General features: G+C 65.3%; 19 protein-coding genes. 10 read left to right on the top strand and 9 right to left on the bottom strand.

Annotated features, from left to right (window positions below; genetic code table 11):
- Positions 1–39: 39 nt before the first annotated feature.
- Positions 40–852, top strand: a complete 813-nt coding sequence (locus TV39_RS18295) for an IclR family transcriptional regulator (protein WP_043484362.1) — start codon at positions 40–42, stop codon at positions 850–852.
- Between the two features lie 153 nt (positions 853–1,005).
- On the opposite strand, the gene TV39_RS18290 is transcribed toward TV39_RS18295, so the two are convergent.
- On the bottom strand, positions 1,006–1,815 hold the full coding sequence (locus tag TV39_RS18290; RefSeq protein WP_043484361.1) for an IclR family transcriptional regulator: 810 nt from the start codon (positions 1,813–1,815) through the stop codon (positions 1,006–1,008).
- Positions 1,816–2,217: 402 nt separating this feature from the next.
- Here TV39_RS18290 and TV39_RS18285 point away from each other — a divergent pair, with 402 nt between their 5' ends.
- Positions 2,218–2,997: an N-carbamoylsarcosine amidohydrolase gene (locus TV39_RS18285; RefSeq protein WP_043484359.1), complete on the top strand. Its 780-nt coding sequence runs from the start codon at positions 2,218–2,220 to the stop codon at positions 2,995–2,997.
- A 151-nt stretch (positions 2,998–3,148) separates the two neighbouring features.
- Here TV39_RS18285 and TV39_RS18280 read toward each other — a convergent pair whose 3' ends face one another.
- Entirely contained in the window at positions 3,149–6,034 is a 2,886-nt protein-coding gene (locus TV39_RS18280; RefSeq protein ID WP_043484356.1) for an ATP-binding cassette domain-containing protein, read from the bottom strand.
- On the bottom strand, positions 6,031–6,588 hold the full coding sequence (locus TV39_RS18275) for a hypothetical protein (protein ID WP_043484353.1): 558 nt from the start codon (positions 6,586–6,588) through the stop codon (positions 6,031–6,033). The genes TV39_RS18280 and TV39_RS18275 overlap by 4 nt, the downstream gene beginning before the upstream one ends.
- Positions 6,589–7,100: 512 nt before the next feature.
- Between TV39_RS18275 and TV39_RS18270 the strand changes: the two genes are divergently transcribed.
- Positions 7,101–9,125, top strand: coding sequence for an ATP-binding protein (locus tag TV39_RS18270; protein ID WP_043484764.1), 2,025 nt, complete (start codon positions 7,101–7,103; stop codon positions 9,123–9,125).
- A 128-nt stretch (positions 9,126–9,253) separates the two neighbouring features.
- The gene (locus TV39_RS18265) at positions 9,254–9,559 is read left to right on the top strand and encodes a hypothetical protein (RefSeq protein ID WP_043484351.1); all 306 of its coding nucleotides are present in this window, start codon (positions 9,254–9,256) and stop codon (positions 9,557–9,559) included.
- Between the two features lie 166 nt (positions 9,560–9,725).
- On the opposite strand, the gene TV39_RS18260 is transcribed toward TV39_RS18265, so the two are convergent.
- A complete protein-coding gene (locus tag TV39_RS18260) occupies positions 9,726–9,986 on the bottom strand; it encodes a hypothetical protein (protein ID WP_043484347.1) in 261 nt (86 codons plus the stop codon).
- A gap of 160 nt (positions 9,987–10,146) precedes the next feature.
- On the opposite strand from TV39_RS18260, the gene TV39_RS18255 reads away from it, so the two are divergent.
- Complete coding sequence (locus TV39_RS18255) at positions 10,147–10,890, top strand: GOLPH3/VPS74 family protein (protein ID WP_043484763.1); 744 nt, start codon at positions 10,147–10,149, stop codon at positions 10,888–10,890.
- Positions 10,891–11,096: 206 nt separating this feature from the next.
- Here TV39_RS18255 and TV39_RS18250 read toward each other — a convergent pair whose 3' ends face one another.
- The 3 genes from TV39_RS18250 to TV39_RS18240 form a co-directional block, all read right to left on the bottom strand.
- Positions 11,097–12,188: a type I restriction endonuclease gene (locus TV39_RS18250; RefSeq protein WP_043484344.1), complete on the bottom strand. Its 1,092-nt coding sequence runs from the start codon at positions 12,186–12,188 to the stop codon at positions 11,097–11,099.
- A gap of 116 nt (positions 12,189–12,304) precedes the next feature.
- Positions 12,305–13,042 carry a VOC family protein gene (locus TV39_RS18245; RefSeq protein WP_043484341.1) on the bottom strand — a complete coding sequence of 246 codons (738 nt, stop codon included), beginning with the start codon at positions 13,040–13,042 and terminating at the stop codon, positions 12,305–12,307.
- Between the two features lie 46 nt (positions 13,043–13,088).
- Positions 13,089–13,628, bottom strand: coding sequence for a TspO/MBR family protein (locus tag TV39_RS18240; RefSeq protein ID WP_235347445.1), 540 nt, complete (start codon positions 13,626–13,628; stop codon positions 13,089–13,091).
- A 155-nt stretch (positions 13,629–13,783) separates the two neighbouring features.
- On the opposite strand from TV39_RS18240, the gene TV39_RS18235 reads away from it, so the two are divergent.
- From TV39_RS18235 to TV39_RS18225, 3 genes are all read left to right on the top strand, one after another.
- Complete coding sequence (locus TV39_RS18235; RefSeq protein WP_043484335.1) at positions 13,784–14,080, top strand: hypothetical protein; 297 nt, start codon at positions 13,784–13,786, stop codon at positions 14,078–14,080.
- Positions 14,081–14,262: 182 nt separating this feature from the next.
- Positions 14,263–15,291 carry a TerC family protein gene (locus tag TV39_RS18230; protein ID WP_043484332.1) on the top strand — a complete coding sequence of 343 codons (1,029 nt, stop codon included), beginning with the start codon at positions 14,263–14,265 and terminating at the stop codon, positions 15,289–15,291.
- Positions 15,288–15,614: a helix-turn-helix transcriptional regulator gene (locus TV39_RS18225; protein ID WP_043484329.1), complete on the top strand. Its 327-nt coding sequence runs from the start codon at positions 15,288–15,290 to the stop codon at positions 15,612–15,614. The genes TV39_RS18230 and TV39_RS18225 overlap by 4 nt, the downstream gene beginning before the upstream one ends.
- A gap of 83 nt (positions 15,615–15,697) precedes the next feature.
- Here the strand turns inward: TV39_RS18225 and TV39_RS18220 are convergent, their stop codons facing one another.
- Entirely contained in the window at positions 15,698–16,969 is a 1,272-nt protein-coding gene (locus TV39_RS18220; RefSeq protein ID WP_043484326.1) for an SLC13 family permease, read from the bottom strand.
- 3 nt (positions 16,970–16,972) lie between these two features.
- The gene (locus TV39_RS18215; RefSeq protein ID WP_043484323.1) at positions 16,973–17,719 is read right to left on the bottom strand and encodes a GntR family transcriptional regulator; all 747 of its coding nucleotides are present in this window, start codon (positions 17,717–17,719) and stop codon (positions 16,973–16,975) included.
- Positions 17,720–17,794: 75 nt separating this feature from the next.
- Here TV39_RS18215 and TV39_RS18210 point away from each other — a divergent pair, with 75 nt between their 5' ends.
- A complete protein-coding gene (locus TV39_RS18210; RefSeq protein ID WP_043484320.1) occupies positions 17,795–18,649 on the top strand; it encodes an amidohydrolase family protein in 855 nt (284 codons plus the stop codon).
- 102 nt (positions 18,650–18,751) lie between these two features.
- A complete protein-coding gene (locus tag TV39_RS18205; protein WP_043484318.1) occupies positions 18,752–19,636 on the top strand; it encodes an aminoglycoside phosphotransferase family protein in 885 nt (294 codons plus the stop codon).
- Positions 19,637–19,719 lie beyond the last annotated feature (83 nt).

The following is a 19,719-nucleotide window of genomic DNA, read 5'->3' as shown; positions in this document are numbered from 1 at the left end:
CTACGGTGACTGCGCGTAGCGCCTGGAGAGGGAGAACCCATGCTTGACCCACAAACAACCACTGACAAACCGCAAGGGGCGGCAGCATCGCTGCTTAACGGTCTTACGGTTCTCGAAGCATTCTCCGTCGCCAAGCGTTCCCTCCTAGGCGTCACGGAGATCTCCGAGCTCGTTGGCCTGCACAAGAGCACGGTCTCCCGGATGCTTAGCGGCCTGGACGAAGCAGGCTACGTGCAGCGCGATGAGGAAACAGGGCGATACCGCCTTGGGCTGGGGATGATCGGCCTGGCCGGACCACTGTTGGCCGAGCTCAGCGTCCGCCGTGCCGCCTTGCCGCATCTCGAAGAACTCACCCAGGCCACCGGTGAGACGGCCGCGATCGCAGTTTGGAACGGCAGCAATGCGATTGTCGTGGAACAGACGGCCTCCACCCACCAGGTCAAGCACAGTGCGGCGATCGGCACGCGCTACAACAAGTTCGCCAGCTCCTCAGTTCGCGTATTCCTCGCCGAATTACCGTCCGAGGAGACCGACCGTCTGCTTGCCGACCGGACGATCCTGCGGGAGGGCTACCTCGGTCTCGAAGACCCGGCCCACGAAGAGCTCGTCGGCGTACGTGACGACGGCTTCGCCGTCAACGACGGCGAGACCACTTACGAGGAATACGGTGTGTCCGCTCCTGTGCGGGACTACCGGGGCGAAGTCGTCGGCTGCATCACAGCCAGCGCGCCCCGATCCCGAGTGCAGCACCTGCATAGTCAGTCGATCCTGCGCGAAGCCGTGCTAGAGGCCGCGGCGCGGGTGTCCACACGGTTGGGCGGCCTTCCGAGGGGAACAGACCCAGGTCGCTGACGGCGCTGTTTGCTGATCCGGGCAGGAGTGGATGGGCCTGCGAGCCGTAATCCTCGATGGTTTGCCAGAGCAGGGACCGCCGGAACCTCAAGTAGGGCCACGCCTTCGAAATTGGCAGCTGCTGGCTGACGTTCGCCTGGCTGCGTGGACGAATCACCCCGGAAGCGAGGCTGACCAGCCCAAACGGGTGGATACTTCCGAGGCAGCCTTTTGTACGGCTTGAACCAGAGCATCCTTGGTGTCGTGCTTGTGCACACGGGAACGGGGGGCGGATAAAGTGATGCACCCAACCACCTTGCCCCGGTAATCCCAAACCGGAGCGGAGACCCCAAACTCCTCCTCCGTAGTCGAGCCGTCGTTAACGGCGTATGCCTGGCGGGCTACTTCCTGCAGGTGGGCGGTGTGGTCCAACGGTAAACCATCTTCTGCCGTGCGTAGGATCTGCCCGGAGCCGATCAGTTCCGTCGCGAGAGCCGGCGCCAGTTCCGCTAGGAAAACCCGCACCGAAGAGCTCTCGAATTTGTTGTACCGGGTTCCGATGGTGGCAGTGTGTTTGACCTGATTCGGGCTGGCAACCTGCTCCACGACGATGGCTTCGTGACCATTCCAGACCGAGATTGCGCTGGTCTCTTGAGTGCTTTCGGTTAACTGCTCCAAATAGGGAAGCGCGGCACGCCGGACATCCAGGTCCGCCAGTAAAGGGCCGGACAGCGCAAGGAGACTCAGGCCGAGCCGATACCGCCCCGACTCCTCATCCCGCTGGACATATCCAGCTTCTGCCAGGCCGCCAAGAATGCGGGAGACCGTGCTCTTGTGGAGGCCAACGCGCTGAGCAACCTCAGTCACACCAAGAACCGGATTCTGCACCGAGAAGGCTTCCAGTACAGCAAGACCGTTCAGCAGCGACGCCGCAGCCCCTTGGACCTGCCCGTTATCCTGCCTCGGCCTGCCTGCCACCTTCATCCTTTCGCGCTACGTGACTATCCCGCCCACTCTTTCGAGCCATCATATGCCGCAATCTGTACCCGCCTCACTGAGGGGTGTCGCTTCCATATTTCGGACGAGAGATTACCGAACAGAAGGCTGGCCTTGGCGGTCCTTCAAAGTGTTTCGCTCAGACTACATCCGAGCTACGGCAGGCTTCCCTGCCTTTGCCTTGTCCAGAAGGGATCGGCTGCATTATTAGCAACATCGTCACAACAGGAGCAACGCACTCGCCGATGCTCGCCCTATCGGGCAGTTGGTCCGGTGGAGATGCAGACTCTGGGTACCTCTGGTGCTGTGCCGGTTCGTGCGCTACAGTATCCACTACAGCAACCTCGTTGCTACCTTAGAAACACAAAAGGCGAAAGAGTGGAGAGAACCATGACAACAGAGACAGAGACGTTCAACGACATCGAAGCCCGTCTTGCAGCAGTGCTGGAGGAGGCGTTCGAAGCCGGAACCAGCATCTACAACGAGCGCGGTTTCAAGCGTCGGATCGGCTTTGGCAACCGCCCCGCCGTCATCCACATCGACCTCGCGAACGCCTGGACCCGTCCGGGCCACCCGTTCAGCTGCCCGGGCATGGAGACCATCATCCCGAACGTCCAGCGGATCAACGAGGCCGCGCGCGCCAAGGGTGTCCCGGTCTTCTACACCACGAACGTGTACCGTAACCGCGACGCCACCTCCGGCACGAACGACATGGGTCTGTGGTACTCGAAGATCCCCACGGAGACCCTTCCGGCGGATTCCTACTGGGCGCAGATCGACAGCCGCATTGCTCCCGCGGAAGGCGAGGTCGTAATCGAGAAGAATCGTGCCTCGGCGTTCCCGGGCACGAACCTCGAGCTCTTCCTGACCTCCAACCGCATCGACACCCTGATCGTGACCGGTGCGACCGCGGCCGGGTGCGTGCGCCATACCGTCGAGGACGCGATCGCGAAGGGCTTCCGCCCGATCATCCCCAGGGAGACCATCGGCGACCGCGTCCCGGGCGTCGTGCAGTGGAACCTCTACGACATCGACAACAAGTTCGGTGACGTGGAGTCCACGGATTCGGTGGTGGATTACCTGAACCGCCTCCCGCAGTTCGAGGACACGGTCCCGAAGACCCTCTCGGATCCCCAGCCCGAGGTGGCGTGCCCCGCGGATCCGGCCTAAGCCGCACCGCACTCTCGGAGCCCCGCGGCCCGGCATCCCCGGGCCGACCAGACGACAGCCGGCACCCCTCAGCGGGTGCCGGCTGTTGTCGTGTCGGGCTGGGCTGCGGTGATGAAGTGCTGGATGCGGGTTGGGCCTCCCAGCGGTGTCCTCAGACCTCGATATAGAGCCGGTCCCTGGCCCGGGCGGATTGACCCTGGGCGGTCTGTCCGCCGGATATTCCGCCGACGCTGGAGACCGGCTTCACCCGCCGCAGGGCGGCCAGGATCGCCCGGCCCACCACAGCGATTCCGATGATGGTGGTGATGGCGCGCAGGGTGTCCCAGCCCGCCGTCGACGTCAACAGCGAGTAGAGCAGGAAGCTGCTGAGGTTGGTGCCCAGCGGCGCGCCGGGCACGTAGGAAATGCCGGTGCCGGCGCCCACCGCGAAGGGCCAGAACCACAGGTTGGTCAGCAGGCCGAACAGGTAGGACGCCAGCACACCGTAGCCGCACAGCATCCACAGCTCGGCTCTTCCCCGCACCCGGCGGGGGAGCAGGCCGGCCCCCGCGCCCACCCACGCACAGGCAAAGATCTGGAACGGTGTCCACGGCCCGAGGCCGCCCCACAAAGCACTTGAGAGGGCGATGGTGGCGGCGCCGAGGAGCATGCCGAACCGGGCACCGAACGCCCGGCCGGCAAGGATCAGCAGGATAAAGACCGCCTCCACGCCCCCGACGCCGGTGCTCGCCACCCGCACCGCCGAGCCGACCGCGGCCAGGATGCCGAGCAACGCCACCGTATGTGCGGAGCTGACAGAGCCGTCGAGGGACACGACGATGGCGACGACGGCCAGCGGCGCAATGGCCAGCGCCGCGTAGGGGAGGGCCGCGGCGGCATCCTCCGGGAAGGCCGCGGCGAGGAGAGGCCAGCAGAATGCTGCCAGGGCGAGGACGTTCGCAGCTGCGAGGACGCCGTGCTCGACGCTCCGCGGCATCCGGATGCGGTGCTGCCTTGCCGGGGCCTGCGAGTCTTGTTCGACGACGGCCCTGGGTTTTAGTGCGGCGCCGACCGTCCGGGGGAGCGGCAGGGGCGGTTCCGGCGCCTTGGCAGCCGCTGGGGAAGGCGCGACGCCGTCACGCATCGGGAGGATCCGGGCGCCAAGGCTGTGGGCAAAGTCGAGGTCGTGCGTGGCGATCAGGACGGCCGCGCCGGATTCCGCAGCAGCCCGCAGCGCGGCCGAAACAGCTGTGCGCGCCGCAGGATCGAGTCCGCGCGTCGGCTCATCGATCAGGAGCACCTGGGGATCATCCATGGTCTGCAGTGCGATGGCAAGGATCCTGCGTTCCCCCGCGGAAAGGTCCCGGGGATGCTCGTGCCCAATGGGAATCCGGACGTCTCCCCGCAGACGGGCAAGGCGAGCAGCAGCAGACCCGGGCCTGGGCTGTCCGCCGTTCTTTCGGCGCGACTGCCGCCGTTCGGCCGCGCGGAGCTCCCCGGCGACCGTATCCCTGGTGAAGAGGTCGTCCGAGGCGTCCGGCACCAAGGCTACGCGGCCGCCGTCGAGCGTGCCGCCGTCGCGCTTTACTGCCCTGCCTGTTCCTTCACTCACCGTGCCCTCACCCAGCGCTAGCGCCACCAGGAGGGACGACTTCCCGGCACCGTTCGGCCCCACCAGGGCCATCACTTCACCGCGGTGCAGGGTCAGGGATGCGTCGCGCACCAGCGGCTTGCCCTTGCGGTGCACCGCGAGCTTTGTGGCCGTCAGAACGGGCGCGAAGTCCGCTGGCAGTGCAGGCGTCGGACCGGCGTCGACAGGGCGCGACGGCGGGGGCGCGGCACCCGGCACCCCTGCTGCTGGGGTCAATGTGCCGTCGTCGATGGTCCACCACGAGTCGGCAACCGGGACGAGCGGCTCCGCGCGGTGCTCCGCCACGATGACGCAGACGCCGGCGTCGCGGGCGAGGGCGTTGAGCACGGCAATGACGTGTCCGCGCGCTGCGGTGTCAAGGTCGGCCAGGGGCTCATCAACCAGGAGCAGTGCCGGTTGCTCCACCACTGCGGCGGCGATGGCAACAAGCGTCGCCTCGCCCGCCGAGAGGGTGCTGACATTCCGGTCCAGAAGCGCCGACACCCCGATGCCCTCCGCGACCTCCAGCACCCGGGCCTTGGCGGCAGCGGATGCCATGCCGCGCAGCTCGAGTGCCAGGGTGATCTCGTCCCGTACCCGGGTGGTGGCGAACGCGGCGCGGGGATTCTGCAGTACGACGCCGATACGGCGGGCGGTATCGCGCGGCGGCGTGGCGGCACGGTCCGCCCCGGCGACGCGCACTGTGCCGGAAATGCCTCCGCCGTCAACGTGCGAGAGGAGGCCGGCGATGCCACGCAGGACGGTGGACTTGCCGGAGCCCGTAGCCCCGGTAATGACCGTGATGGACCCGCTCGACGGCGTGAAGTCGGCGACGCTCACTTGCGCGTCACCAACGCGGAACCGGGCGTCCCGGACGAGGAGCGGTGTTTCCGTACCTCTGCCGGGTTGGTGTGCCGCCTTGCTCCCGAAGCCGCGCAGCTCCAGAGCTGCGGCAACCCGGGCCGCGTGCTCAAGGGTGCGCTCCAGCACGGGAACAAGGGCGCGGGGTCCGAAGCGTTCGCCCCGCAACCGGAAGGCCAGGCGCACGGAGGTCACGGCGTCGGAAAGCGCCGGGAGCGCCGCCCAAGCCACCACAAGCGTCCGGGCCATGCCCTGCATGGGGCCGCGGCGGGCCAGGTGCACGAAGCCGCGGGCCACGTCTACCCAGGCGTTGAGCAGGCCGAAGCCAAGGAACATCCCGGCAATCGGCAGGGCGGACAGGACCGCCGCCCACAGCCCGGGCGCCGTGACCGGACCGAGGAGCACCACATGGGCGTACGGGGCCGGCAGCCGAATCGCCGGCAGGTCGAGCAGAACCGGCTCGGCAATGCCTGCCCCGTTGAAAAGGACGCGGTAGATGACCCGCGCCACGATGAAGACGACGGCGAGGGCCGCCCCTGCACGTAGCGGCGCGGGTCGAAAGGTCATGCCGCGGGTGCGGCCGGTTCGCCGTCGACCGTGAAGAGCAGTTCCAGGCTCTCTCCGGGGCTCACCTTCAGGGTGGCGAGGCCTTCCTGGGCGTATGCCCAGTCGCCGGAAGCCGGCTTAACCCAGAGAGCCCAGTAGGCAAAAGCGGCGGGCATCTTGCTGCAGTCTTCCCGGTACGTGCCGCCCTTGTGGGTGATGTCGAAGTCTGCGGCGGGCACGCCGTTCACCCGGCACGCCAGTTCCTTGGGATATTGGGCGGTGCCCTCGGTCTTTACCTTTGCCTCTTCGAGCGCCTTGGAAGCGAGGATTGGCGCGTCCGCCGGCACGCAGACGGACGTATCAGCGGCATCCTGCTTCAGGGCGCCCGAGTCGACGATGACCTTCACGCCGGCGCAGGGCCCGGCGGCAGCGCTGGATGAAGACGTTGCCGGGGAAGCCGGCGCAGAGGTGGTCGGCTGGGTGGCGGCCGGTGAGGAACAGGCGGCGAGGGTAAACAGGAGGCCTGCGGCGGCGAGGGAACTCGCGGCGGCGGTGCGGATCTTAGTCAAAGTCACATGTCAAGGGTAGGGCGTGGCCTCTCCGGATCGGGATGCCGTCCCGTTGTGTGACGTCAGGTCACCTAGTACTGAGTCACGCACGAGGTACCTGTCCGAGCGGACAATTGCCAGGTGTAGCCACCGGAAATTCTTGGTCATGTCGCTGGACGATCAGCCCGGGTATTTATTAGAGTCTCTAACTACGGAAACCGGCAGGGGCGCCCAGCGCCCGGGGAGGAGGAGCTGCATCACCGCTGACCAACACCAGAGATCAACTGCCCAACCCACTGAAAGCCCCTCCCGAGGGGCTTTCCCTATTTATCCGCAAGCATGAAACGGACACGGTCGCCGGTCCGAGCACTTCATCTCTCATCCCACGAACGTCTGCCTCACGGAACCGCCGCGGCCCCGATCTCGCGCATCCGTGCCAAGTACTCCAAAACTGCTACGCTCCACGTATCGGCCCGCCAGCACGCCGTCGGGCCGAATAGACTGCCAGCAACACCGGAGTTGTGAGCGAGGGAATCAGCATGACGGTTGCCGAAATCCAAGTGGACCAGCGCGTGATCGGGATCGACTCGCGGCGCTTCGCCTCGGTGGAGAAGGCGCTGGTGGAGCTGATCACCAACAGCGACGACAGCTACGCCCGGCTGGAGAAGTCCGGCACCCAGGTCACCGGCCGGATCCACGTCGGCTACGAGCGCCACCACGCCGGGGCCGTGCTCACAGTAGGCGACCAGGCCGAGGGTATGTCCTTCGAACAGGCCGGGCGCATCCTCAGCTACGGCGGCGCCCACAGTCCTCTTTCCCGCGGCGAGGGCACCGGCCGCGGCTACTTCGGCCGCGGGCTCAAGCAGGCCATCTTCGGCCTGGGCCACGGCTGGATCGAGACCATCCAGAACGGCCGGTTCACCCGCATCGACGTCTTCCGAGGCGAGAATGGCGGCTACCTCTACGACGACGACGGCTCGGACCGCCGCGCCTTTCCCGCCGACTACGCCCGGCTCGGGATTCCCGCTGGCGGCCCGGCGGACGGCACCCCCACCGACGGAAACGCCGTTCCCAGCACCGGAACTACCGCCGGCAACGGCACCCGGGTGACGATCGTCGTCGACAATCCGCACGTCACCATCACCCAGCACGCCACGTTGCTGCAGCTGCTCTCGGACAACATCTACCTGCGCGATGTGCTGGAGCGGCGCGAGGTGGAGCTGGTGCACGGACACCCCGGCGCCGAGGACCATGGCATCGAAAGCATCCGCTTCCAGGAGCCCCCGGCCACCCTGCTCCTCGGCCCGGACCGGCCCGGCAGTTTCAGCCTTGACGGTGAGGAGTGGCCGTTCACGCTCACGCTGAAGCGGGCCCGGGACGTGGAGCTGACGCTCAAGGGCGACGAACGCACGGCCGGCCTGGTGGTGGAATCCGGCATGGCAGTGCTCGACTGCCAGCTGTTCGAGTTCGAGAACCAGGTGGGCACGGAATACCTCTTCGGCACGGTGCGGTGTCCGGCGCTGACCGAGATGCTGGGCCGGGGCAAGGCGATCATCAGCGACGAGCGGGAGGGGCTGAACCTCAAGGACCCCTTCGTGGCGGCGTTCTCCCGCTCCGTCAGCCGGATGATCGCCGACGCCGTGCAGGCCGAGAAGGAAAAGCTCACGCACCTGGAACGCGCCACCACGTCCGGGCGCACCGCCGAGATGATCGAGCACCTGTTGCAGCACATGAGCGAGGCGGCCGTCGTCGACCTGGGGCTGGAGACGGCGCTGCCGCTCCGCAACGGGGACGGCTCGCCGGCACCCGAGCCGGCACCCGCTGCCCTGCGGTTCACCACGCCCTTCTATTACCGCCCGCCCGGGCACCCGTTCCACGTGGCGCTGCTGCTGGATCCGGCCCGGCTGCCCGACGGCGGGACGCTCACCTTCGCGGTGGACCTGCCCGGCTCGATGCGGATCGACCCTGAACCGGCCCCGATAGCCGTCGGCGCGCTGGGGGAGATGCAGCGGCTGGAGTGGACCGTGACCGGGGACCAGCCGGGCGACCGGGGCGAGATCACCGTCCGGGCCGGCGACTATTGGGCGCTCTGTGAAATCGTCATTGCCGAGCACGCCTCCCGCCGCAGCGCCGACCAGCCGCCGCACCACGCCATCGCCACGGATGCGGGAACACAGGCGGCAACGCAAACGCCGGCACAGTCGGTGCCGCACCGGGAGGCGCACCGCCCGACCCGGGACCACGGCGTCGACCTTTTCACCGGCTACGAATTCCGCAGCCTGCACAACACCGCGGATCGCGCTGTCTACAGCGAAGAGGAGCGCAAGGTCATCATCAACACCGCCGCGCCCACGGTCCAGCTGTACGTCGACGGCCGCGGACGCTTCCGCGATTCGGCCCGGCTGTTGCTGGCCGAACTTTTCCTGGATGTGATTGCGGAGGAGCTCGCCCGGCGCCGCGCCGAACAGCACGGCCACGCCGGGGACCTCGAAGCCTTCAGGAACGCCAAGCGGGACATCATCCGCCGCTACGGAAGCGACATCCACCGCACGTTCCTGGGGTGAGGCGCCTGCGCCACGCTGTGGGCCCAAGCCTCCATCACCTCCCTGCTCGGCGCCGCCCTTCGGCCCTACCGGGATAACGCCGAAAGGCCTATGTTTGACCTGCCACAGCCCGAGCGAAAGGAACGACGATGTTCACCTTGCAGATCAGCTATCCGGTCCGGGACTACGAGGCTTTCAAGAAAGTATTCGACAGCGATCCTGCAGGCCGCGCGGCCTCGGGCGCCAGGTCTGTCCGCCTGTTCCGGGATACGGAGGACCGGAACGACGTGGCCGTGCTCCTTGACTTCGACACCAAGGACTCTGCGAACGCCTTTCTGGGACGGCTCCGCAGCGAGGTGTGGGACAAGCCGGAGGTGTTAGGGCAGCTGATGACCGCAGCGCCCACAGCCAGGATCCTGGAGGAGACGGCCCGTGAGGGTCAGGGCGCGGACTGACCGCTGCCCCGCACGGCGGCTCTGTTCTTCAACTCCATAGGAAGACCCCCGGGCCACAGAGCAAACCTCTTGAGTGGTGGACGACGGCGGAACCTCCCGCCGTCGTCCGCTTGGACTTGGCGGTGCTGCCCTACAGGACGGACCATCTTGATCCGGGGCTGTCCACCTAGGGCTCGACGAGGGTCAGGATTGTTTCCGGACGGACGCCGTCGAATTTCATCGCTTCGGCTACTGTTTCGGACTCCATAATTCGCTGGAATGTTTCCATGTCGGGGACTTGCACGATCAGGCCTACACGGTGGCTCTTGGCCGGGTCGATGAACGTTCGAACCGTGATGCCCAGCGGCCCGAATATTTCTTCTCTTTTTGGCGAGCTGAGCCAGTGCTCAACGTCGTCGACCTCGTGGAAGATCACTAGAGTTGGCATCGTTGCCTCCGCTTTCTGGGGTTGCGCCAGGAGCCGGGCTGGATAGGGGCCGCAAGAGGACATCCTGATCACGCTGAACGTAGCACGGCGTCGAGTACGGCGGTAGCGCGAAATGCAGTTCCTCATTGTGGTGGCTGCCGAACAGGGCCACCATGATGCTATGAACGTTGAAACACCGAAGGCGGCGGAGTTGAGCCTTCCCCAGGCTTTCCTCCTCTTGGCAACGAACGACAAAGACGGCAAACCTGAAGTGCCGGTGTTCGCACTCAGGACCACTGTGGCAGGGGCAATCTTGGCCGAGCTGGACCTGCTCGGCGCGATCGAGCTGCAGGGGAAGCACGTCTGGGCTACCGGGACCGTCCCGCAAACGGACTTCCAACACGAGCTGGAACTGATCCGAGGCAAATCCCGCCCCCACACCCCGAAGGGGTGGGTCGCCATACTGGAGGGCCGCGCCGAAGTGCGGCGTGTCTACGAGGGGATGGCATCGCAGGGCATCGTGGAACATGTCGGCGAAAAGCACCTGGGCCGGTTCCGTCCCGTGCGGTACCCGCACAAGGACCACGCTCCGGAGGAGGCGCTCCTGAAGAAGATCGAAGCGGCACTCAGCGGTGCGTCCGATCTCAAGGTGCCGGATGCTGCGCCGGCCGACGCCGGGACGGCGACTGCCGGGGCGGTCGATGCTGCGATGTCTGAATCCAAGGCCGCCGAGGCCACGACGCCCGATGTCAGGACCACAGCGCTGATCGCCCTTCTTCAGGCGGCCGGACTGTTCGGCAAGCTCTTCCCGGACGCGGACCGGAGCCGGGCAAATGAGCTGGCGAGGGACTACTGGCCGACCCGCGCCGTGGAGGACGAACTCCGATTGATCAGACTGGCCGAGGAAGAAGCTGCGACTTTGTAGTACTGCCTCGCATCAGACGCTGGTTAGTCTGCACTGCAGGGCAGAGGCACCAAACGCAAGAGAACGACGGCGGGAGGTCCCGCCGTCGTTCGTCGTTTCTGCCAACGATCACGATATGCCGGGATAGCCGCCCGGCCATTCTTTCCAAGGCATCGGTATGGCCGCGATGGCGACGAGAAGCCGGTCGAGGTCCGAAGTATTTGCGCTCACAGGTAGCTCTTGACGCTCGCACGCAGGGCCTCAGTGTGCTCGTAGATCTCCTCCAGCGAGCTGATGGGCACACGGGTTTCTTCTTTGTTGACGTCGAAGATTCCGATGTACTTCTGCGTACGGTTGAAGTGCAGGCGCGCGATCGGCTTTCGGTTGTTGTCGTCCAACAACACCGCGAAATAGGACTTGGCGTCCCTCTGGACCACGCGAGCGGGCTTCACTTCGCTGCAGACGATGGCCCGGACGATCTGGTAACCCTCGATTTCCTCCAGTGTTGTTTCCAAACCATCCGCCTCGGCCAAGTCGGCTTCGGCGACAGGGGCGCTGGTGACGGTGGCCGCCGCCGTGGCGTCGTCGGTTTGCGGGAAGCTGGGGGCGCCGAGTGCTTTCTTTAGGCGCTCGTTCACCTGGTCGTTCAGGAACTGCTTGGACGCCTTGGTTACCAAGGCTGTGAATTGCTCACGGACTTTCTGCGTGTAAGGCCCCGGGTAAACGCGACCAGTGAGGAACTTGACCCATTCGTCTTCCGGCTCCTTGAATTGAGCCGCCAAAGTCCTCTTGAGTTCCCCGATGTATTTCAATTCACCAGCGGCGCTGATGATCGAATCGAGATCAAAGACGTCTTTGGACAGCTTCTGCAGCTCCGGAATGAGGGACTCATCAATGTCGCTCAAATCGAGGACGAGAAACGGCTTTTCGTCCATGCGGTTTGGTGCATCGAGGTCCGTGAAGAACTGGTACACCTCGCCGTTGGTCAGGATGGCGATTCTGGCGTTCGTGACGGCAAAGTACCGAAAAAGCTGAGACGCGTGCTCGATCTTCACTGGTTCCGTGGACTTTTTGCACTCAATCAAGATCTGGACTTCGCCGTCTTTGACGATGGCGTAGTCGATCTTCTCGCCCTTCTTGAGACCTACGTCCGCGATGAACTCTGGAACGACTTCCATGGGATTGAAGACGTCGTAGCCAAGAATTGTGGAAATGAAGGGCATGACAAAGGCGTTCTTTGTAGCCTCCTCCGTCTGGATCACACCTCGCTGCTGACGCACCTTTGCTGCCAGAGCTGAAAGTTTTTCTGCAAACTCCATTTGTCCCCCTTGAAAAATGTTGGTGCTGCCAACCGTAGCGCAGCGAGGCCTGATCTAAAGCGAAATACTGGCATTGCTTTAGCAAGAGTCACTGTTGAACATTGAGCCATCCCTCGTCACCGCGGGGCGAGGACGCAGAACTCGTTGCCTTCTGAGTCGGCCAGGCACGCCCACGGCACATCGCCCTGGCCGACGTCCGCGTCCGTGGCGCCAAGAGCCCGTAGCCGGGCCACCTCTGCTGCCTGATTATCACCGGGGTACGGCATCAGGTCGAGATGGACGCGGCCGCAAACGGTCTTCAAAACGGGGGTGCGGAGGAACTCAAGATACGGCCCCACGCCCTTGGCCGAACGCAGTCTCGCATGATCGTCCGTCACCTCGTGCAGGGTCCAGTCCATCGCCTCGCTCCAGAACCTGGCCATGGCCCGCGGGTCCGCGCAGGTGACCACCACCGCGGCAATCGGCCCGGTGTCGCGGTAGATCGGCCGTGGCTCCAGCACGCGGAACAGGTTGCCCTCCGGGTCGGCCAATGCCGTCCACGGCACGTCGCCCCGGCCCACGTCGGCCGGCTTCGCTCCAAGCTCCTTCAGCCGCGCGACCAGCTCCGTCTGGTGGGCCGCGGAGGTGGTGGCGAGATCGAGGTGCGCCCGGTACTGCACCGTTTCGGGGTCCGGGACGGTGACCACATCGACGCAGACGGCGACGGGGTCCGGCCAGACGAAGCCCACGGGTTCAACATTGGTCACGCCGGGCCCTTCGCTGGAAACGCCCCAGCCGAGCGCCTCCGCCCAAAACCGGCCGAGCGCTGCGTCATCCCGAGCCTTGAAGTTCACCTGGACAAGTCGCAGTGCCATACCGCCAGACCCTATACCAGCGAACACCCGAAGCGGGAGGCAAACCCTAGTTGTTCAGCGCCGCGTACAGGTTCAGGCTCCCGGAGAACACCAGCCACGAAACGTACGGCAGCATCAGTACCCCCGCCGTCCTACTGATCGGGCCGAAGTGCAGCACGGCGAGGGTCGCAATCACCGCGTGGGCTGCGATCAGCAGCAGCGCCAGCCACAGGGCGGCAGTGCCCAGCATGGGATACATGCCGAAGAACATCAGCGGCCAGGATAGATTCAGCAGCATCAGGCCGCCATAGACCTTGAGCGCATCCCGGCGCGGAAACCGCTGCTGCCGCCACACCAGCCATGCCGCCACCGCCATGGCCGCGTAAAGCCCGAGCCATGCCGAGCTGAACATCCACCCCGGCGGGGTCCACGGTGCCTTGTCCGCCGCCGCGTACCAGGCGCCGTTCAACCTGATCGGCAGTGAGCCCAGCAGCGACACCGCCCACGACGCCGCCAGGAAACCGAGGAGGGCCGCGATCTGCCGCTGCGGCGGCCGCGCGCCGGGGGCACGAGTGCCCGGGGCGCTTTGTTCAACGTTCAAGAGCACTGACTTACTGTGAACAACTGCGGGCCTTTCCGTCAAACCACGACGGCGGGCCCGCCCGCCGTCGTCCGCATGGCGTCGTGCGTGTACTGGCCTTTCACAGCCTCCCCATAGGCAAACGGTGCCAGGCTCCCATGTGCGCAGGCCACGATGAGGGTATGAGCGCATGGAGAAGGAGAACAGTTCCCGGGCTGGCCGCCGTCGCCGCGTTTTTCCTGGTCGCAGCCAGCGTGGCCGGTATCGATGAAATGGCCACCGCCAAGGTACCCGGTCCGGCCGCCGGAACCGTCCAGGCAACAGCCCTGAACACCGAAGCAGGGCTTGAGCACGTCCTGCTGGCCGGCCTGGGTCATGGCACCCTCCCCGGTGGTTTCCCGAATGACGAGCTCCGGGACGACAAGTACGACGACGACTACCTGGAAACCCTCCACGTCCAGCCGCGTCCCCCGGCCTGATAAGCCCAACCTCACCCATTGCCGCAACAGGTGAAATATGTTTCACTATTTCCTACGGAGGGGAGTATCCCCCAAATGTTCCGTCGTCAGTCCGGCCGTCCCTGAACGGCCCGGCGGGGCAGGTCCCAGACGACCGGGAAAGACCTCCAGTTGGTTGAACTGACTGGAAGCGGGTTTGTCTGATGAACGTTCCCCTATGGGCCTGGTTGGCCGTCCTTGGCTTCATTGTCCTCATGCTGGCGGTGGACCTTTTCGCGCACCGCAAGGCTCACGTGATCGGCGTCCGGGAAGCGGCCCTGTGGTCTGCTGTCTGGGTTGCCTTCGGAGTTGGTTTCGGCGCCCTGGTGTGGCGGATCTACGGCGCGGAGTTCGGTCAGCAGTACTTCGCCGGCTACCTGATCGAAAAGTCCCTCGCCGTGGACAACGTGTTCATCTGGGCCATCATCTTCACGTACTTCGCGGTGCCCCGGGAGTACCAGCACCGCGTTCTGTTCTTCGGTGTGCTGGGTGCCCTGGTGTTCCGCGGCATCTTCATCGCGGCCGGCTCCGCCATCATCGCCAGCGCCGGATGGGTGCTGTACCTCTTCGCGGCCTTCCTGCTCTACACCGGCTACCAGATGATCCGCCACCGCAACGACCACCTGGACCCGGAGAAATCCAAGGCCCTGGCGCTCTTCCGCCGGCGGGTGCCCATGACCGAGGACTTCCACGGCCAGCGGTTCCTGATCCGCAAGCGCGGCGCCCTCCTGGCCACACCGTTGCTGGCTGTCCTGGTCCTGGTGGAGGTCACGGACATCATTTTCGCGGTGGACTCCATTCCGGCGATCTTCGCGGTCACGGACGAAGTGTTCCTGGTCTTCACCGCCAACGCCTTCGCCATCCTGGGACTTCGGGCCATGTACTTCCTCCTGGCCGACCTGATCCACCGGTTCATCTACCTCAAGATCGGCCTGGCACTCGTCCTGATCTGGGTTGGCATCAAGATGTTCCTCAAGATCGACATCTACTACATCCCCACCCCGGTGTCCCTCGCGATCATCGCCACGATCCTGGGCGTATCCGTAGCGGCCAGCCTCTGGGCCACCCGCGGGCAGGCACGCCAGGCGCTCGCCGCACCGCCGAACCCGCCCTTCGGAGCCGCCTCGGCCGAGGAAATCGAAGCGCTGGAACCCTTGTGGCGGCGCCCCGCTAAGAACTCGGCACGGACGTGAATCCGGAGGAAGCATCCCAACCCGGCCTGCCCGCTTCCGGGCGGGCCGGGTGGACCTTCCTCACGAACCACGGGCACGTGCTGCTGGCCGTGGCAGCCGACCCCGGAATCCGGGTGGCGGACATCGCCGGCCAGGTGGGCATCACGCCGCGGGCAGCGCTCCTAATCCTGAAGGACCTCGAAAGCTGCGGGTACCTGCATCGCACCCGGGTGGGACGCCGCACCTTCTACAACATCGAGCCGCACCAGCATTTCCGGCATCCCACCGAGGCAGCCCGCGAAATCGACGGGCTGATCCGCCTGTTCTCCGATCCGGCACCGTAAGTACGCCGCCCGTTCTCAAACGCAAGCGGACGACGGCGGGACGTCCCGCCGTCGTCCGTGGTCCGTCGTTGGGGATCCTGGTGTTAGATCACCACGAACAGGAGCCAGGCCAGCAGGGGTGCTGCGACGATCATGGACATTCCCCAGACCATCATTCCGCGGAAGGTCTGATCCCGTTTTTCTTCCTCGGTGTTGGCCACGACCAGCGCGCCGCCGGTGGAGAAGGGGCTGGAATCGACGGCGGATGCTGCGATGCAAAGCGCGATCACGAAGCCCAGAACTCCGATGGAGCCTGCGGTGAGCAGTGGCGCTGCGAGCGGAACAAGCACCACGAACATGGCGTTGGTGGAGGCGAAGGCAGATACTACGCCTGCGACGACCAGCATCATCAGGGCGGCGAGGAGCGGGGTGCCGATACCTGCGACGGAGTTGGCGAGTTCCTTGATGACACCGGCGGTTTCCAGCATGCTGATGTAGGTCACGATTCCGCCGATCAGCAGGATGACGTTCCAGCCGATGTGACCGAGGGCCTCCTTGGAATGCTGCGGGTACAGGGCTGAGAGGATCACGGCGGCTGCGAGGGCCAGGAACCCGACGTCGAGTTTGAAGCCCAGGGCGCCGACAAGAATGCTGACCATGAGCGCCACGGTGACTATTTTTTGGGCAGTCCACGTTGCAGTTTTTACGATGGTCGCGGTGCCGCCGCCGAGGTAGGACGTGGTGGCATCCGCGGTCTCTTCTTCGCGTCCGCGGCGCATCAGCTCGGGTCCTCCCAGCAGGATGAACGCGACGGCGTTGATAACCACGTTGGCGATGAAGGTCCAGAGGAACAGCTGGCCGGGATCGACCGAGATGCCGACTTTGTCCAGCACGCCGTCAACGATGGTGTAGTAAACGGCGATGGGGGAAAACCCGCCGGCGTTGGTGCCGTTGATGATGCAGAGGCCCACCAGCAACGGATTGATCCGGTACCGCTGAGCGAACGCCAAGCCAACAGGGATGAGGATGGCGTTTGCGGCTGCGGAGAGTGCTCCGGAGCCGGTGATAACGGCAGCCAGGATGAAGAACACCCATGGAACGAGCGCGACGCGGCCGCGCACAGCTCCCACGGCGCCTCCGACGATCTGGTCGATGGTGCCGTTTGCCCGGGCCATACCGAAGAGATATGTCACGCCCAGCAGCGTGATCAGGAGGCTCCCGGGGAATCCGGACGCGATCCCGGACGCTGTCTGGCCGAAGTACAGGACGCCCAACAGAAAGGCGACAACCAGGGCCACGGCGCCCATGTTGATTTTGCGCCACATTGAGAGGGCGAAGATGAGGATTAGGCCTGATACGGCCACGAGTTCGTGCATGGCTTAGTTGATCTCCACTTGATAACGGAATGAGGATGCCAGCCCATAGGACTCGCGGTACTCGGCGACGTCGCCGGTATGGGTGCGTGCGATGCGGTTGATTCTGACGAGCGGGTCTCCGGCCTGGCAGTTCAATAGCGCTGCCTGTTCGCCGGGTGCCTGGGTGACCGAAAGTTCCTCGGTTGCCGAGCCGATGATGAGACCGATCCGGCTTTCGTATTCCGGATACAGCAGGCTTCCGAGCTCATCGAGGGCGATGTTGGCGATCGGCTGAAACTGCGGGAGCGGGAGCCAGATGTCTTCGACGAGGAAAGGCGTGTCATCCCACAGGCGCAAGCGGTGCAGGTGCAGGACCGGGGAGCTTTCCTCAACGTTCAGGGCCTTGGCGACCTCGGCCGGCGCGTCCTGAGTGTTCCGGGCCAGGATGCGGCTGCCGGGCGTCTGGCCGGTCCCTCCGTGCATCCGGAAGAACCGGAACAAGGAGTGCTGGAACGTAGCCCGGCGGACATAGGTGCCGCGTCCTTGGTGTCGCTCCAAGAGCCCCTCGGCGGCGAGCTCCGCCAGGACCCGCCGCAGCGTGCCCACTGAAATGCCGTACTCCTCAGCCAAAGCAGACTCGGGCGGCAGCGGTGTGGTGCTGCCCCACTCGTTTGCCCGGACGCGGCGGATCAGGTCGTCTTTGACCCGTGCGTGCAGAGGCAGGCGCTGGTCGGTCTGTGCCAATGCGGGGGAGCTGGAAGCTCGTGTCATGCCTCACAGCCTAGAATAAATTCCTTTATAGGTCTAGTCCTATAAAGGTTTAGTTGTTTCAGCTACAGTGAGTGCATGCCTGGATTGCCCGCTTCCTCAATCGACACCCACGCGCACATCTTCGAGCCTGGGCTTACCGCTGTGGCTGATGCCCGCTACGTGCCGGACTACGACGCCACCTTGGATCAGTACCTCAATGTGCTGAGAGCCAATGGCGTGGGGCGTGGCGTCCTTGTCCAGCCGAGCTTTCTTGGATCCGACAACAGCTATCTCCTGGCTGCCCTGGAGGCCGCGCCGGACAGGCTCCGGGGAGTCATTGTGGTGTCGCCCGACGGTGTTGGCGCCGAACTCTGCGAGGAGAGAGTCGGATACCTCCATGGGGTAGGGGTCCGCGGCGTCCGGCTGAATCTGATCGGCCAGGCCATTCCGGACCTCTTCCTGCCTGCATGGCACGCCGCGGGCGCCTCGATGGCCAAACATGGCTGGCACCTCGAGATCCAGGCGTCAGGGCAGCAATGGCTCCATCTCGCCCCGGCAATTCGAGCTTGGCCCGGAAAGCTGGTCATCGACCACCTCGGACTCCCTCAACCGGAATATCCCGAAGCCATTCGGGCTGTGCAGGACCTCGCTGCGCTCGAACACGTCTGGGTCAAAGTCTCCGGCCCTTATCGGTCCTCTCGCCAGCAGGCCGGATCGATGTTTGCCGAGCTCCTGGAGCGAGGTTCCGCTGACAGGCTCGTCTTCGGCAGCGACTGGCCGTTCACCCGCCACGAAGATTACACGTACGACGAAATCCTGGCATGGGCCCAGGGATTGGCAGGCGAAGACCAGCTCCGGCGCATGATGACAACTAACGCGCAGGCGCTTCTGGGATGGCCTGAGGCCTCCGATGACCGCCTGCCCGAGCCGGCTCTGCAGGGTGGACCATAACGTCCGTACCTGACAATGGACGCCGTCCCTACCTGACAATGGAATGGACCGGATGCCTCGCCTTAACATGTAAACGCAGGACCACGGAAGGCGGAGCTCTGAATGGCCGGAATGCCACCAGCCACGCTGGAAGTGAGTGACGCGATCGTCCAGCTCCTGGTCCGGGACCAGCGGCCCGACCTCGGCGATCGCCCTCTTACGCGGGTCGCGAATGGCTGGGACAACGCGACGTTCCGGCTCGGCGACGACCTGGCCGTCCGGCTGCCGCGCAGGGCGGAGGCCGTTTCGCTGATACTGCATGAGCGGCGCTACCTTCCCGGCATAGCCCGCCGCTCCCGGGTTGCGGTTCCTGTCCCCGTCCACGCCGGCCGTCCGACGTCGGACTTTCCCTGGCCGTGGAGCATCGTGCGGTGGGTCCCCGGAGCCGCCGCGGCGGACGTCGGCCCGGCAGACCGCAGGCCGGCCGCCGAAGGCCTGGCCGAGTTCCTCCTGTCCCTTCATGTGCCGGCTGAAACCGGCGTCCCGGTGAATCCTTTCCGCGGCGTGCCCCTGGCGGACCGCGACTCCGCGGTGGTTGAACGTCTCCGGGACCGCAACCGCTACCCGCAGGCGGCAGCACTCAGAGCGGTGTGGGCGCAGGCCTGTGCCGCCAAAACCTGGGACGGTCCGGCGATGATGCTCCACGGGGACCTTCACCCGGGCAATATCCTGCTGGCGGAGGACGGCTCGCTGGCCGGAGTCATCGATTTCGGCGACGTCGGGGCAGGGGACCCTGCGGTCGATCTCGCCGTGGGATGGTTGATGTTCGACGCCGGCGCCCGCCGCCGCTTCACGGACGCCTTTGGCTCCGCAGTGGAAAGCGACACCTGGCTGAGGGCCCGGGGCTGGGCCCTCATCCTGTCCACCGCCATGCTGAGCAACTCGGACGATAATCCGCGGATGTTTGCCGTGGGCGAGTTCGGGATCAGGCAGATCCTGGAAGGCTGACGTCGCCTGCCACTTTGAGGCCGCTTTATTGTCGGTGCCTGCTGGCATGCTGTGGGTATGGAGGGCAGGGTGGTTGCGGAGAC

The organism is Arthrobacter sp. SPG23 (genome assembly GCF_000876655.1).
Lineage (GTDB): Bacteria > Actinomycetota > Actinomycetes > Actinomycetales > Micrococcaceae > Arthrobacter.
Note: the sequence above shows the minus strand (reverse complement) of the source record. Positions and strands in the feature narration are given on the sequence as shown.

Bases quoted from the DNA above. Each gene is read 5' to 3' on its own strand.
- TV39_RS18250 (WP_043484344.1), bottom strand. From the start codon at position 12,188: ATGGAGTTTGCAGAAAAACTTTCAGCTCTGGCAGCAAAGGTGCGTCAG.
- TV39_RS18285 (WP_043484359.1), top strand. From the start codon at position 2,218: ATGACAACAGAGACAGAGACGTTCAACGACATCGAAGCCCGTCTTGCA.
- TV39_RS18290 (WP_043484361.1), bottom strand. From the start codon at position 1,815: ATGAAGGTGGCAGGCAGGCCGAGGCAGGATAACGGGCAGGTCCAAGGG.
- TV39_RS18210 (WP_043484320.1), top strand. From the start codon at position 17,795: ATGCCTGGATTGCCCGCTTCCTCAATCGACACCCACGCGCACATCTTC.
- TV39_RS18280 (WP_043484356.1), bottom strand. From the start codon at position 6,034: ATGACCTTTCGACCCGCGCCGCTACGTGCAGGGGCGGCCCTCGCCGTC.
- TV39_RS18295 (WP_043484362.1), top strand. From the start codon at position 40: ATGCTTGACCCACAAACAACCACTGACAAACCGCAAGGGGCGGCAGCA.
- TV39_RS18260 (WP_043484347.1), bottom strand. From the start codon at position 9,986: ATGCCAACTCTAGTGATCTTCCACGAGGTCGACGACGTTGAGCACTGG.
- TV39_RS18215 (WP_043484323.1), bottom strand. From the start codon at position 17,719: ATGACACGAGCTTCCAGCTCCCCCGCATTGGCACAGACCGACCAGCGC.
- TV39_RS18270 (WP_043484764.1), top strand. From the start codon at position 7,101: ATGACGGTTGCCGAAATCCAAGTGGACCAGCGCGTGATCGGGATCGAC.
- TV39_RS18220 (WP_043484326.1), bottom strand. From the start codon at position 16,969: ATGCACGAACTCGTGGCCGTATCAGGCCTAATCCTCATCTTCGCCCTC.
- TV39_RS18255 (WP_043484763.1), top strand. From the start codon at position 10,147: ATGAACGTTGAAACACCGAAGGCGGCGGAGTTGAGCCTTCCCCAGGCT.
- TV39_RS18245 (WP_043484341.1), bottom strand. From the start codon at position 13,042: ATGGCACTGCGACTTGTCCAGGTGAACTTCAAGGCTCGGGATGACGCA.
- TV39_RS18230 (WP_043484332.1), top strand. From the start codon at position 14,263: ATGAACGTTCCCCTATGGGCCTGGTTGGCCGTCCTTGGCTTCATTGTC.
- TV39_RS18265 (WP_043484351.1), top strand. From the start codon at position 9,254: ATGTTCACCTTGCAGATCAGCTATCCGGTCCGGGACTACGAGGCTTTC.
- TV39_RS18205 (WP_043484318.1), top strand. From the start codon at position 18,752: ATGGCCGGAATGCCACCAGCCACGCTGGAAGTGAGTGACGCGATCGTC.
- TV39_RS18235 (WP_043484335.1), top strand. From the start codon at position 13,784: ATGAGCGCATGGAGAAGGAGAACAGTTCCCGGGCTGGCCGCCGTCGCC.